Source organism: Pseudomonas sp. PS01300 (assembly GCF_029960155.1).
Classification (GTDB): Bacteria; Pseudomonadota; Gammaproteobacteria; order Pseudomonadales; family Pseudomonadaceae; genus Aquipseudomonas; species Aquipseudomonas palmensis.
Genome location: NZ_JASCPN010000031.1, coordinates 1 through 14,062, shown reverse-complemented (window position 1 = coordinate 14,062; position 14,062 = coordinate 1). Strand labels below are relative to the sequence as shown.

Annotated in this window: 14 protein-coding genes; 12 read left to right on the top strand and 2 right to left on the bottom strand. The window is 67.6% G+C overall.

Annotated features, from left to right (window positions below):
* Positions 1–61: 61 nt before the first annotated feature.
* Together QMX96_RS15805 and QMX96_RS15800 are read right to left on the bottom strand one after the other, a co-directional pair.
* Positions 62–1,699 (bottom strand): methyl-accepting chemotaxis protein, encoded by a 1,638-nt coding sequence (locus QMX96_RS15805; RefSeq protein WP_278929407.1) that lies wholly within the window; start codon positions 1,697–1,699, stop codon positions 62–64.
* A 145-nt stretch (positions 1,700–1,844) separates the two neighbouring features.
* Entirely contained in the window at positions 1,845–2,732 is an 888-nt protein-coding gene (locus QMX96_RS15800) for an SDR family oxidoreductase (RefSeq protein WP_054916111.1), read from the bottom strand.
* Positions 2,733–2,845: 113 nt separating this feature from the next.
* Between QMX96_RS15800 and QMX96_RS15795 the strand changes: the two genes are divergently transcribed.
* The 12 genes from QMX96_RS15795 to QMX96_RS15740 all read left to right on the top strand — a co-directional run bounded on the left by QMX96_RS15795 (position 2,846) and on the right by QMX96_RS15740 (position 13,966).
* Positions 2,846–3,823 (top strand): LysR family transcriptional regulator, encoded by a 978-nt coding sequence (locus QMX96_RS15795; protein WP_088515457.1) that lies wholly within the window; start codon positions 2,846–2,848, stop codon positions 3,821–3,823.
* 42 nt (positions 3,824–3,865) lie between these two features.
* Positions 3,866–4,570, top strand: a complete 705-nt coding sequence (locus tag QMX96_RS15790; RefSeq protein WP_043861088.1) for a GntR family transcriptional regulator — start codon at positions 3,866–3,868, stop codon at positions 4,568–4,570.
* A gap of 152 nt (positions 4,571–4,722) precedes the next feature.
* Positions 4,723–5,655 (top strand): 4-hydroxyproline epimerase, encoded by a 933-nt coding sequence (locus QMX96_RS15785; protein WP_100633773.1) that lies wholly within the window; start codon positions 4,723–4,725, stop codon positions 5,653–5,655.
* On the top strand, positions 5,652–6,767 hold the full coding sequence (locus QMX96_RS15780) for an FAD-dependent oxidoreductase (RefSeq protein WP_078480796.1): 1,116 nt from the start codon (positions 5,652–5,654) through the stop codon (positions 6,765–6,767). The genes QMX96_RS15785 and QMX96_RS15780 overlap by 4 nt, the downstream gene beginning before the upstream one ends.
* Entirely contained in the window at positions 6,760–6,996 is a 237-nt protein-coding gene (locus QMX96_RS15775) for a 2Fe-2S iron-sulfur cluster-binding protein (RefSeq protein WP_043861063.1), read from the top strand. Before QMX96_RS15780 ends, QMX96_RS15775 begins: the two co-directional genes overlap by 8 nt.
* Positions 6,993–8,249, top strand: a complete 1,257-nt coding sequence (locus QMX96_RS15770; protein WP_213605810.1) for an FAD/NAD(P)-binding oxidoreductase — start codon at positions 6,993–6,995, stop codon at positions 8,247–8,249. The genes QMX96_RS15775 and QMX96_RS15770 overlap by 4 nt, the downstream gene beginning before the upstream one ends.
* A 74-nt stretch (positions 8,250–8,323) precedes the next feature.
* The gene (locus tag QMX96_RS15765) at positions 8,324–9,073 is read left to right on the top strand and encodes an AraC family transcriptional regulator (protein ID WP_043861061.1); all 750 of its coding nucleotides are present in this window, start codon (positions 8,324–8,326) and stop codon (positions 9,071–9,073) included.
* A 248-nt stretch (positions 9,074–9,321) separates the two neighbouring features.
* The gene (locus QMX96_RS15760) at positions 9,322–10,140 is read left to right on the top strand and encodes a transporter substrate-binding domain-containing protein (RefSeq protein ID WP_043861060.1); all 819 of its coding nucleotides are present in this window, start codon (positions 9,322–9,324) and stop codon (positions 10,138–10,140) included.
* Positions 10,141–10,150: 10 nt separating this feature from the next.
* Entirely contained in the window at positions 10,151–11,932 is a 1,782-nt protein-coding gene (locus QMX96_RS15755) for an aconitase family protein (RefSeq protein ID WP_282362039.1), read from the top strand.
* Positions 11,925–12,590 carry an amino acid ABC transporter permease gene (locus QMX96_RS15750; RefSeq protein ID WP_043861058.1) on the top strand — a complete coding sequence of 222 codons (666 nt, stop codon included), beginning with the start codon at positions 11,925–11,927 and terminating at the stop codon, positions 12,588–12,590. Before QMX96_RS15755 ends, QMX96_RS15750 begins: the two co-directional genes overlap by 8 nt.
* 10 nt (positions 12,591–12,600) lie before the next feature.
* Positions 12,601–13,251, top strand: coding sequence for an amino acid ABC transporter permease (locus tag QMX96_RS15745; protein ID WP_043861057.1), 651 nt, complete (start codon positions 12,601–12,603; stop codon positions 13,249–13,251).
* Positions 13,244–13,966, top strand: coding sequence for an amino acid ABC transporter ATP-binding protein (locus QMX96_RS15740; RefSeq protein ID WP_054916116.1), 723 nt, complete (start codon positions 13,244–13,246; stop codon positions 13,964–13,966). Before QMX96_RS15745 ends, QMX96_RS15740 begins: the two co-directional genes overlap by 8 nt.
* Positions 13,967–14,062: the final 96 nt, after the last annotated feature.

Genomic DNA, 14,062 nt, shown 5'->3' with positions numbered 1-14,062 from the left:
GCTGGCGTGGCGGGTGAGATCCTGTGGGAGCGGGCTTGACCCGCGAAGGGGCCCTCACAATTTACCCCGTAACCACCTGCCCCACCTGCTCCTCCAGCTGCTGCGCCAACGCCCTCAGCTCATCACACGACTGGCGCGTCTGCTCGATGGTGCGCGCGCTCACCGTCGAGGCGTCGTGGATGCGCGTGACGCTGCGGTTGATACCGTCTGCCGTGGCCGCCTGCTGCTCCGCCGCACTGGCAATCTGCAAGGTCATCTGGCTCACCGTGGACGCCGACGCATCGATCAACGCCAGCGCCTGCCCGGCCCGCGCCGAGGCAGCCACCGGCTGCTGCGCCGACTCGACGTTGGCGCCGATCTGCGCCGCCGCCTGGCTGGCACCGGCCTGCACGCGGTTGATGATCTGCTGGATCTCAAGCGTCGACTGCTGCGTACGCCGCGCCAACGTGCGCACCTCGTCCGCCACCACCGCAAAGCCACGCCCATGCTCACCCGCGCGCGCCGCCTCGATGGCAGCATTCAACGCCAGCAGGTTGGTCTGCTCGGCAATCGCGGTGATCACGTCCAGTACGCGCCCGACACTGCCCGAGTCGGTGGCCAGTTGGTCCACCACGCTGCGGCTGTGCTCCAGCGCCTCGGCCAGCGCACCAATCGCCTCACCGGCATCGCGCACCGTGGCGCTGCCGGCCGTGGCCTGTTGCTCGGCATCGCGGGTGGCGCTGGCGGCGACGCTGGCGTTGTGCGCCACGTCCTGCACGGTGCTGACCATCTCGCTCATGGCCGTGACCACGCTGTCGGTCTCCAGTTGCTGGGCCTGCATGCTGCGCTGCGCCGCCTCGGTGATCTGCCCCAGGCTGTCGCTGGTGCTGGAGATGCGCTGGCTGGCCTTGGCCATGCTGCGGGTGACGCGGTGCGCAGCCTCCACCAGGCGGTTGAAGCTGTGCGCCACCTGGGTCAGCTCGTCGAAGCCGTCGGTGGGCAGGCGCAAGGTCAGGTCGGTGTGGCCATCGGTGGCGCGGGCCAGCGCCTGCACGGTGTGGTTGAGCGGCCGGGTGATGCTGCGAATCAGCAGCCAGGCGCACAGCGCCATGCCGAGCAACGCCACCAGCACCAGCAACGCCGGCATGCGCAGTACCGTGTTCACTTCGTGGCGCACGTCCTGCGGGTGGATGCCGCTGGCCAGCACCCAGCCCCAGGGCTTGAACAGCACCACCTCGGACACCTTGAATTCCGGCGTCTGCCCGGCTGCCCGCGGGAACCAGTACTCGACCGTGCCGCGCCCCTGGGCCACCGCCCGGTCGATCATTTCGCGGGCGAACGGCTTGCCGTTGACGTCCTTGAAATCGGCCTGCGACTTGCCCACCAGGGCGGGTGCCTTGGGGTGCATGAGCATGCGGTGCTGCAGGTCGAGAATCAGCAGGTAGTTGTCGCCCAGGTAGCGAATGCGGCTGACCATTTCTGCCGCCTGGCGCTGCGCCTCGGCGCGGCTCAGGTGGCCTTCCTCGGCCTGCTTCTCATAATGCGCCAGCAGGGTGGATGCGGTGTCCAGCGCAGTGCCGACACCGGCCATCTTCTCCTGCAGCAGGCTGCGTTGCAGGGTCAGCCCCAGCCAGCCACTGAGCAACACGACAAACAGGGTGATACCGATCACCAGCACGGTGATGCGGGTGCTGATACGCAGATGTCTCAACCCGATCATAGGGGGCAATACCTCATTTTATTGTTATGCACGACGGCGCAAGGCGCACCGCGCACAAACATACACTATTGTATTTTAAAATGAAGATTGACCCGCCTCTAATCTGGCATTTACCTCTTACAAAAAGATTCAGACATGTATTCGATCAGTAGGCGAATGCAGCCCGGTGCTTGCGCACGAAATCCACCCAGCGCACCGGTTCGCGGCCGGTGATGGCCTGGAAGTTGTCGAACACCTGGTCGACCCCGGGGATGGTGCCGGCGGCCATGCGCGTGAAGTTGTCGTGCACGCAGCTCATGTAGGCCATCTCGGCGCCGGCGGCGCGCATGTTTTCGAGAAACACGTCGGGTGATTGCGCGTCATAGCGAAACGGCTGGCCGAGTACCTCGCTCATCACCTGTGCCACCTCGTCGTAGGACTTCACGTCGTAGCCCAGGCGGTAGGTCTGCCCGGCATGGCGCTGCGGGTGCAGCAGGGCCTGCGCCGCCACCCGCGCCACGTCTTCGCCGTCGACCCAGCTGAACCGCGTGTGGCCGGTGTACTGTTCGATCACGCCGTTGCGCACGGCCTGGGTGCCGTCGTAGCTGAGCAGGTTCTGCATGAAGCACTCCGGGCGCAGGTGGGTGAAGCTGAAGCCGCACCATTGCACATAGCGCTCCACGAACTGGTGCCAGGCCCAGTGGCCGATGGTGGCGTCGTCGTCGCCACAGGCCCCCAGGTGCACCACGTGCTGCACCCCGGCGTGGCGTGCGCGGTCGAGAAAGGCCTTGCTCTGGCGCAGCATGTCGACGCTGTAGCCGGTCACCAGCAGCACCCGGTCGACGCCCTGCAGGGCCGGCGCCAGGGTGTGCTCGTGGTCGAAGTCCATGATCACCGTGCGGATGCCACGGGCCTCGAAGGGCTGCGCCTTGGCCGGCGAACGCACGGCGGCCACCAGTTCGATGGTGTCGTCGCCTTGCAGAAAGCGCAGGGTGTCGCCGCCGATCTGGCCGGTGGCGCCGGTGATGAGGACGGTGGGCTTGGTGTCGTGCATGGTCGCAACCTGTTGTGCAATAGAGGTTGAATCAGGCTACTCGGGAACAAACGGCGTATTGGCGATATGTTTTACCGGGTAAAGTGACTGCAATTCATCAATGGGGTGGGCACATGTATTCTTCGGAACGCCTCAAGGGCATCGACGTGTTCGTCTGCGTGGCCGACCTGGGCAGCTTCAAGGCCGCGGCCGAGCGCCTTAACCTGACCGGCTCGGCAGTCAGCAAGAGCGTCGCGCGGCTCGAGGCGCGGCTGCACACGCGCCTGTTGGCACGCACAACACGGCGCGTGGCGCTGACCGAAGCCGGGGCGGCGTTCTATCGCACCTGCACCGGCGTGCTGGCCGAGCTGGAAGAGGCGGAGCTGGCGCTGAGCACCCAAGACGCCGAGCCACGCGGCCGGGTACGCATCGACCTGCCGGCGGCCTTCGGGCGCCTGCACGGGCTGCCGGCGATTCTGGCCTGCGTGCGCGAGCATGCGCTGCTGATGCCGCACGTGACCTTCTCCGACCGATTCGTGGACCCGGTCGAGGCCGGCATCGACCTGTTCGTGCGCATCGGCGGGCCGCAAAGCTGGCCGGCGGCGGTGGGGCACCATTACCTGGGCTCGCAGCGCGTGGTGTTCTGCGCCGCCCCCGCGTACCTGGAGCGCCATGGCGAGCCCGGCAACGAGCTCGAACTGGAACGCCACAGCTGCATCGTGTACGGGCTCAATGACGGCATGGTCGGCCCGTGGCACTTCCCTACCGCCCGCCCCGGGCATACCGAGCGTCGGATCATGCCGGCACGCATGGCGGTGGGCGATGCCGAGGGCCAGGTGGCCGCAGTGCTGGCCGGGCATGGCATCGCACAGCTGCCGACCTGGCTGATTCGCCGTCAGCTGGAAGACGGCAGCCTGGTACAGGTGCTGGCGCCGCTGGCCACCGACGGCCTGCCGATTCACCTGGCGTGGCTCAAGAGCCGGCAGGCGCAGCCCAAGGTCGCGACGCTGCTGACGCACCTGCGCCAGTGCCTGTCGGGGGACGGTTTCGAGCCGCCGTCGCCGTCATCGTGTGGCAACGCGTCGCGCTCCCGAGCGAACGTTTCCAGATAATTCGTATACCATATCCCTAAATCCCCTCGAATGATTGCCACCGTGAACCTACCCAAACTCAACGCGCCGGACCTGGGCAACACGCCCTCCACGTCCGAGATCATCACCCGGCACCTGCGCGATGCCATCGTGGCCGGGCACTTCGACGAAGACGAGCCAATTCGCCAGGACGACATCGCGCGTCAGTTCAACGTCAGCAAGATCCCGGTGCGCGAGGCGCTCAAACGGCTTGAGGCCGAGGGGCTGGTGATGTTCCAGCGCAACCGGGGGGCGATGGTCACGCGCTTGTCGGATTTCGAGCTGGCGCAGATGTTCGAGGTGCGCATGTTGCTGGAGGACAAGGTGTTGCGCCTGGCCATCCCGAACATGACCGAGGCCACGTTCGAACAGGCCGAGCGCATCTGCCAGGAGTTCATTGGCGAGAACGACGTGGGGCGCTGGGCGCAGTTGAACTGGGAGTTGCATGCGTGCCTGTACGAGCCGGCGCAGCGGCCGTTTCTGGTGAGCATGATCCGTTCGGTGAACGACAAGCTGGAGCGGTACCTGCGCATGCAGATGAGCCTGTCGGCGGGCAAGGAGCGTGCCGACCACGAACACCGCGAGATCCTCGATGCATGCCGGGCGGGTGATGTGGAGCGCGCGGTGGGCTTGCTGGATGAGCATATTGCGGGGGTGTGCGAGACCTTGCTGGAGCACTTGCCGATGGCCAAGCCCCACCCCAGTCTGGAGCCGGGCCAACAGGGCTGACCACTCAAAACCCCCAGGCCATGGCGCGTTGCAACAGTTCGGACATGTCATGGCACTATGCCGATTTCGTCATCCACACCGCGCAATTCCATCAAGACGCCACCCCCCACCAACCGCCACCCTTGCGTCCATACCCCCAACGGACGCGCCCCATGAAACGCATCACCGTGATCGACTCCCACACCGGCGGCGAACCCACGCGCCTGGTCACCGCAGGCTTCCCCGACCTGGGCCACGGCAGCATGGCCGAACGCAGGCAACAGCTGGCCGAACACCACGATCAGTGGCGCGCCGCCTGCATGCTCGAACCCCGCGGCAATGATGTGCTGGTGGGCGCACTGCTCTGCGAACCGGTCGACCCCAGCGCCTGCGCCGGGGTGATCTTCTTCAACAACACCGGCTACCTGGGCATGTGCGGCCACGGCACCATCGGCCTGGTGATCTCGCTGGCCCACCTGGGCAGGATCGGCCCCGGCACCCACACCCTCGAAACCCCCGTGGGCAACGTGCAAGCCACCCTGCACGACGACCACTCGGTCAGCGTGCGCAATGTACCCGCCTACCGCTATCGCCACGCCGTCAGCGTGCAGGTGCCCGGCATCGGCGAAGTGACCGGCGATATCGCCTGGGGCGGCAACTGGTTCTTCCTGGTGGCCGAGCACGGCCTGCGTGTCAGCGGCGACAACCTCGACGCGCTCACCGCCTACACCGTTGCCGTGCAGCAGGCCCTGGAAGATCAGGGCCTGCGCGGCGAGGACGGCGGCCTGATCGATCACGTCGAGCTGTTCGCCGACGACCCCGACGCCGACAGCCGCAACTTCGTGCTGTGCCCCGGCAAGGCCTATGACCGCTCGCCCTGCGGCACCGGCACCAGCGCCAAGCTGGCGTGCCTGGCCGCCGACGGCAAGCTGCAACCGGGCCAGATCTGGCGCCAGGCCAGCGTGATCGGCAGCCAGTTCGAAGGCTCGTTCGAAACCGCAGGCGATCGCATCGTGCCGACCATTCGCGGCCGCGCGCATATCAGCGCCGAAGCCACGCTGATCATCGAGCAGGACGACCCGTTCGCCTGGGGCATCCGCCTGTGACCCAGGGCCTGGCCGCCGATGTGATCGTGGTGGGCGCCGGCATCATCGGCGCGGCCTGCGCCCAGGCCCTGGCCCGGCGCGGCCTCGACGTGCTGGTGCTGGATGCCGGACTGCCCGGCGCCACCGCCGCCGGCATGGGCCACCTGCTGGTGCTGGACGACAACCCCGCCGAACTGGCCCTGAGCCAATACTCGCTGCAACGCTGGCGCGACATTGCGCGCAACCTGCCCGAAGGCTGCGCCTACCGCAGCAACGGCACCCTGTGGCTGGCCGCCAACGCTGAAGAAATGGCCGTGGCCGAGCACAAGCATGCCAACCTGCGCGCCCATGGGGTGATCTGCCAGCTGGTTGGCGCACCTCGATTGCGCGAACGCGAACCGCTGCTGCGCGAAGGGCTGGAGGGCGGCCTGCTGATCGAGGACGACGGCATTCTGTATGCCCCGGCCACCGCACGCTGGATGCTCGACCAGCCGCGCATTCGCCAGCGCCAGGCACGGGTCGCCGAGGTGGATGGCGCCCGCGTGCGCCTGGACGACGGCCAGTGGCTGGCCGCCACGGCCGTGGTGCTGGCCAACGGTATCCAGGCCACCGAACTGTGCCCCGAACTGCCGATACAACCCAAGAAGGGCCACCTGCTGATCACCGACCGTTACCCCGGCCAGGTCACCCACACCCTGGTGGAACTGGGCTACGTGACCAGTGCGCACAACGCCAGCGGCCCGTCGGCCGCGTGCAATATCCAGCCGCGACCTACCGGCCAGCTGTTCATCGGTGCCTCACGCCAGTTCGGCACCACCGACCCGCAGGTGGAAGGCTGGATGCTTGCCAGGATGCTCAAGCGCGCCACCGAATACGTGCCGGCGCTGGCCCAGCTCAATGCGATTCGCGCCTGGACCGGCTTTCGCGCCGCCAGCCCCGACGGCCTGCCGCTGGTGGGCCAGCACCCACAACGCCCCGGCCTGTGGCTGGCGGTGGGGCATGAAGGGCTGGGCGTGACCACGGCCCCGGCCACCGCCGACCTGCTGGTGGCGCAACTGTTCGACGAACACCCGCCCCTGGCCGCACAGGCCTACCTGCCACAGCGTTTTCTCGGAGAACCGACCCATGCCTGAACTGACCCTGGACGGACGTGCCCTGCGCGTGGCCGAAGGCACCAGCGTGGCCGCTGCACTGGCCCTGGCTGGCGACGGCTGCACGCGTACCTCGGTGAGCGGCCAGCGCCGCGCACCGCTGTGCGGCATGGGCATCTGCCAGGAATGCCGGGTGAGCATCGACGGCCGGCGCCGCCTGGCCTGCCAGACCCTGTGCCGCGACGGCATGCAGGTGGAGACCCGCGCATGAGCGCCCGTGCCGACGTACTGATCATCGGCGCCGGCCCGGCCGGCCTCAATGCCGCACTGGCCGCTGCCCCCAGCGGTGCACGCATCGTGCTGCTGGACGACAACCCCTGGCCCGGCGGGCAGATCTGGCGCGACGGCCCGCAGGCCAGCGTGCCGACGCAGGCACAGCGCCTGCGCGAGCACGTGGGCGCCTTGAACAATGTGCAGCACCACCCGCAGACCCGCGTGATCGCCGCCACCGGCCCGCGCCAGTTGCTGGTGGAAGACGCCGAGCGCGGCTGGGTGATCGACTACGACACGCTGATCCTGTGCACCGGCGCACGCGAACTGCTGCTGCCCTTCCCCGGCTGGACCCTGCCCGGCGTGACCGGTGCCGGTGGCCTGCAGGCACTGATCAAGGGCGGCCTGCCGGTGCGCGACCAGCGCGTGGTGATCGCCGGCAGTGGCCCGCTGCTGCTGGCCAGCGCTGCCACGGCGCGGCACAACGGCGCGCAGGTGGTAGGCGTTGCCGAACAGGCAACCCGCGGCGCGGTGGCGGGTTTTGCCGCACAACTGCCGCGCTGGCCAAACAAGCTGCTGCAAGCGTTCGGCCTGTTCGACCGCCACTACCGCACCGACAGCCATGTGGTGGAGGCACTCGGCACCGAGCGCCTCGAAGGCGTGCGCCTGCGCCAGCACGGCAAGCTGATCGAGCTGGCCTGCGAGCGCCTGGCCTGCGGCTTCGGCCTGATTCCCAACAGCCAGCTCGGCCAGGCCCTGGGCTGCACACTCCATGGCCAGGCGCTGGCCGTGGATGCGTGGCAGGCCACCAGTGAGCCGGGCCTGTTCGCGGCCGGGGAATGCACTGGTTTTGGTGGCAGCGAACTGGCGCTGGTGGAGGGCACCATTGCCGGGCTGGCGGCCGTGGGCGACCGCCAGGGCGCCGCCCGCCACTGGCCGCAGCGAGCGCGCTGGCAGGGCTTCGCCAAGGCGCTCAACCACGCCTTCGCCCTCGCCCCGCAGCTCAAGCAACTGGCCCGCCCCGACACCCTGGTATGCCGCTGCGAGGACGTGCCCTACAGCAAGCTCGCCGGCCAGCGTGACTGGCGCGAGGCCAAGCTGAGCAGCCGCTGCGGCATGGGTGCCTGCCAGGGCCGGGTGTGCGGCGCCGCAGCGCAGCACCTGTTCGGCTGGCAGCCCTCGGCGCCGCGCCCGCCGTTCAGCCCGGCGCGCATCGAGACCCTGCTGTGCCTGGACGACACCCCGCCCGCATGAAACGCACCCCGGGGCTTTCGAGGCGGGCGCCGGATCTCTATGATCCCGAAGGTGCCCACCAGACCGTCAGCGCCATGTACGTATCGCTCAACAGCTTCCAGCCCTGCGACCTGCCCAGCCTGCTGAGCAGCCTGCAGCCGATCGCGCCGCTGCTCGATACGCTGAGCGACGTGGTGTTCTTCATCAAGGACACCCAGGCCCGCTACGCCTTCGTCAACCACACCCTGGCGCGGCGCTGCGGCTTCAGGCACAGCCACGAGCTGCTGGGGCTGACCGCCGACAGCGTGTTCCCCGAGCGCTTCGGCCCGCTGTACACCGCGCAGGACCGCCGCGTGCTCGACAGCGGCCGCGAGCTGGCCGACCAGCTCGAACTGCACCTGTACTTCGGCAACCAGCCGGTGTGGTGCCTGACCCACAAGCTGGCACTGTTCGACACCCAGGGCCAGATCGTCGGCCTGGCCGGCATCTCCCGCGACCTGCAGGCGCCCCAGGCCAGCCACCCCGGCTTCGATCGCCTGGCGGCGGTGGATGCGCACATTCGCGAGCACTTCGCACGGCCCGTGAGCCTGGCCGAGCTGACCGCGATTGCCGGGTTGTCTGCCGCGCAGCTGGAGCGCAACTGCAAGCGTGTGTTCCAGCTCACCCCGCGCCAGATGATCCACAAGGTGCGCCTTGAAGAAGCCTCGCGACTGCTGCACCACAGCGACCTGCCGATCACCGAGATCGCCCTGCGCTGCGGCTACACCGACCACAGCGCATTCAGCCGCCAGTTCCGCGCCCTCACCAGCCTGTCGCCAAGCCAGTACCGCGATACCCGCCGCTAGACGCGGTGTGTTCCTTTAGGGTGCGCCGCCGCGCCCACTGCTCCCATATGTAACACCGCCGGCACCGGGCAGCGTTTCCTGCGCACCGCCCGCCTGCCCTGCCGGATTCAACGCAAGTCCTCTGGCTCAAGGGCCGCACAGCAATTGCATCGCCCGGGCAAAAACAGGCACGCGCATTGCTATAAAAATATCGTATACGAAATTCACAATACGCCCGCTACCAGCACCTTCCGACAAACGAGGCTTCCATGAAAAACCCCGCTTTTGTTGTAGCTCTCAGCGCTGTGCTCAGTACCTCCTTCATCGCCACCGCCCAGGCCGACAAGCTCGATGACATCATCGGCTCCGGCAAGCTGCGCTGCGCCGTGACCCTGGACTTCCCGCCCATGGGCTTTCGCGACGACGCCAACAAGCCGGCCGGCTTCGACGTCGACTACTGCAACGACCTGGCGAAGGTCCTCGGGGTAGATGCCGAGATCGTCGAGACGCCGTTCCCGGACCGTATCCCGGCGCTGGTCTCGGGGCGGGCCGACGTGATCGTGGCGTCCACCTCCGACACCCTGGAGCGAGCCAAGACGGTCGGCCTCACGGTGCCCTACTTTGCCTTCCAGATGGTCGTGCTGACCCGCGACAACACCGGCATCAACAGCTTCGACGACATCAAGGGCAAGGCCCTGGGCAACACCAGCGGCACCTATGAAGCCATCGCACTGGAGAAGGACGTGAAACAGTGGGGCAGCGGCAGTTTCCGCGCCTACCAGTCGCAGAACGACACCATCCTGGCCGTGGCCCAGGGGCACATCGATGCCACCGTGGTGACCAACACCGTGGCCGCCGCCACGCTCAAGTCGGGCAAGTACAAGAACCTGAAGATCGCCGGCAACGCACCCTACGTGATCGACTACGTGTCGCTGGGGGCCAAGCGCAACGAGTACGGCCTGCTCAACTACCTCAACCTGTTCGTCAACCAGCAGGTACGTAGCGGCCGCTACAACGAGCTGTTCGTCAAATGGGTAGGCACCGATATCCCGCCGACCGACCTGACCGTGCCGAAGGTCTACTACTGAGGTGCCCGGCATGCCCAGCCCTTCCACTGCCCTGAACGGGCGTAGCCTGGTCGATGGCGCGGCCAGTGGCGAGTTGCTGTTCGCCGACATCGGCCTGAGTTTCTGGGGCGGTGTCGACGCCTTCAGCGGCGAGGTCATCGACCGCCATCACCCGCTCAGCGGCGCACACCTGGCCGGCCGCGTGCTGGCCATTCCCAGCGGGCGCGGCTCGTGCACCGGCAGCAGTGTGATGATGGAGCTGATCAGCAACGGCCATGCACCGGCGGCACTGGTGCTGGCCGAGCCGGATGAGATCCTGACCCTGGGCGTGCTGGTGGCGCAGTTGCTGTTCGGGCGCTCGCTGCCGGTGCTGTGCATCGGCCAGCAGGCCTTTGCCGCCCTGCGCGGCAAGGCCTTTGCGCAGGTGCAGGGCGAGCGCCTGGTGCTGTTCGACCAGGCCCCCGCCGAGGCGCTGCCGGCAGCCCCGGCCAGCCCGCCGGCGGCGACGCGCCCGACCACCCTCACCCTTACCGACCACGACCAGGCCTTGCTCGCGGGCGACCTGGGCAAGGCCGCGCAGGTGGCGATGCAGATCGTGCTGCGCATGGCCGAGCTGCAGGGCGCACACAGCCTGGTGGACATCAGCCAGGCGCATATCGACGGCTGCATCTACACCGGCCCCGCCAGCCTGCGCTTTGCGCAGCAGCTGGTGCAGTGGGGCGCCAGGGTGCGGGTGCCGACCACCCTCAATTCGATTTCCGTGGACCAGCGCCGCTGGCGCGAACTGGGTATCGACGCGGCGCTGGGCGAACCTGCCAGTGCGCTGGGCGATGCCTACATGGCGATGGGCGCGCAGATGAGCTTTACCTGCGCCCCCTACCTGCTCGACAGCGCGCCGAAGCTCGGCGAGCAGATCGTGTGGGCCGAGTCCAACGCCGTGGTGTACGCCAACAGCGTGCTCGGCGCGCGTACCCTGAAGTACCCCGACTACCTGGATATCTGCATCGCCCTGACCGGCCGCGCGCCGCTGATCGGTTGCCACCTGGAGGCCCAGCGCAAGGCGCGGGTGCAGATCGACCTGCCGGCGCTGACCCACCTGGACGATGCGTTCTACCCGCTGCTGGGCTATCACATCGGCGCCATGGTCGGCAGCCGGATCCCGCTGGTGACAGGCCTGGAGCGTTTTGCCCCGACCCACGACGACCTCAAGGCCTTCGGCGCCGCGTTCGCCACCACCTCGGCGGCGCCGCTGTTCCATATCGCCGGGGTCACCCCCGAAGCGCTGGACCCGGTTCAGGCGGTCAGCGCGGGCGAGGTGCTGCCGGTAAAACGCATTGCCCTGGCCGACCTGCTGGTGAGCTGGCGCGAGCTGAACAGTGCCCGTGACAGCCAGGTGGACCTGGTGTCGCTGGGCAACCCGCACTTCTCCCTGGGCGAGTTCGCGCACCTGGCACAGCTGTGCCGCGGGCGCACGCGCAACCCGGCGGTCAGCCTGGTGATCACCTGCGGCCGTGCGGTGCTGGAGCAGGCCCGTGACGCCGGCCACCTTGCCCCGATCGAAGCCTTCGGCGCGGTGCTGGTGACCGACACCTGCTGGTGCATGCTCGGCGAGCCGGTGATCCCGCCCGCCGCCCGCACACTGATGACCAACTCGGGCAAATACGCCCACTACGCCCCCGGGCTGGCGGGCCGGGCGGTGCATTTCGCCAGCCTTGGCGAGTGCGTCGAGGCCGCCTGCACCGGCAGCGCCAGCGGTCGCCTGCCGGCCTGGCTGCAACCGGCCGCCCCACAGGAGAGCCCCGCGCATGTTTGACTACACCTTCCAATGGCGCTCGGCCCTGCGCGCCCTGCCCGACATGCTGGCCGGCGCCTGGGTCACCTTCGAGACCGCCGCGCTGTCGATGATCTTCGGCGTGCTGATCGCCCTGGCCTTGACCGTGATGCGTGAAGCGCAGCAGCCGGTGTTGCGCGGCATCGGCAATGCCTGGGTATCGATTGCGCGCAACACCCCTTCGCTGTTCCAGATCTACATCCTGTACTTCGGGCTTGGCTCGCTGGGGCTGCACGTGAGTTCGTGGTTCGCGCTGCTGGCCGGCATCACCTTCAACAACGCCGGGTACCTGGCGGAGAACTTTCGCGGCGGGCTCAAGGCAGTGCCGACCACGCAGATGCGCGCGGCACGCTCGCTGGGCATGAGCGCGTTCCAGGCCTACCGCATGATCATCGTGCCGCAGCTGCTGAGGGTGGTGTTCTACCCCTTGAGCAACCAGATGGTGTGGGCGGTGCTTATGACCTCGCTGGGGGTGATCGTGGGGCTCAACAACGACCTCACCGGCGTGACCCAGGACTACAACGTCAAGACCTTCCGCACCTTCGAGTACTTCGCCATTGCAGCGGTGCTGTATTACCTGATCGCCAAGCTGATCGTCGCGGTGGCCCGGCTGATGGCCTGGCGGCTGTTCCGTTACTGAGGAGCTGTCCATGTTTTCTACAAGCTTTACCTGGAACGACATGCTGTTCCTGCTCGACGGGGCCTGGGTCACCCTGCAGCTGACCTTCTGGTCGATCATGCTGGGCTCGGTGGCCGGGCTGGTGTTCGGCCTGCTGCGTGCGCTGCTGCCACGCGCCAGCCTGCCGCTGGCCTGGGTGCTGGATGTGTTTCGCAGCGTGCCGCTGCTGATCCAGTTCGTGCTGTTCAACTCGTTCAAGAGCATCGTGGGCCTGAACATCAGCGCCTTCAGCGTGGGCTGCATCGTGCTGGGGGTGTACGCCGCGGCGTACTTCACCGAGATCGTGCGCAGCGGTGTGCTGGCGGTACCGCCCAGCGTGCGCCGGGCCAGCCGTTCGCTGGGCCTGAGCTACCTGCAGGACCTGCGCTGGATCGTGCTGCCGATGGCCTCGCGGGTGGCCTTTCCGGGCTGGCTGAACCTGGTGCTGAGCGTGATGAAGGACACCGCGCTGGTGATGTGGATCGGCATCGTCGAATTGCTGCGCGCCTCCCAGACCATCGTCACACGGATTCAGGAACCCCTGCTGGTGCTGTGCATCGCGGGCCTCATCTATTACGTCATGAGCCTGGTGGTCGCACGCCTGGGCGCCCGACTGGAAAGAAGGTGGCAAGAAAATGATTGAGATCGACAACGTACACAAATCCTTCGGCGACCTGGAAGTGGTCAAGGGCGTGAGCCTGACGGTGAACAAGGGCGAGGTGGTGTCGATCATCGGCGGTTCGGGCTCGGGCAAGTCGACCCTGCTGATGTGCATCAACGGCCTGGAGCCGATCCAGAAGGGCAGCATTCGCGTGGACGGCATCGAGGTGCACAACCGCGCCACCGACCTCAACCGCCTGCGCCAGAAGATCGGCATCGTGTTCCAGCAATGGAATGCCTTCCCGCACCTGACGGTGCTGGAGAACGTGATGCTGGCGCCGCGCAAGGTACTGGGCAAGAGCCGCGAGGAAGCCGAGGCACTGGCGATCCAGCAACTGACCCACGTGGGGCTGGGCGACAAGTTCAAGACCTTCCCCGGCAAGTTGTCCGGTGGCCAGCAGCAGCGCATGGCGATTGCCCGGGCGCTGGCGATGTCGCCGGACTACATGCTGTTCGACGAGGCCACCTCGGCGCTCGATCCGCAACTGGTGGGCGAAGTGCTGGACACCATGCGCATGCTTGCCGAAGACGGCATGACCATGGTGCTGGTGACCCACGAGATCCGCTTTGCGCGGGATGTGTCGGACCGGGTGGCGTTCTTTCGCAACGGGCTGGTGCACGAGATCGGCTCGCCGGACCAGGTGATCGGCAACCCGCAGCAGCCGGAGACGGCGGCGTTTCTCAAGTCAGTGAAGTAACCAGGGGCCTCATCGCGGGTCAAGCCCGCTCCCACACAGATCAGCCCATACCCTGTGGGAGCGGGCTTGACCCGCGATGGGCTGCGCCGCAGCCCC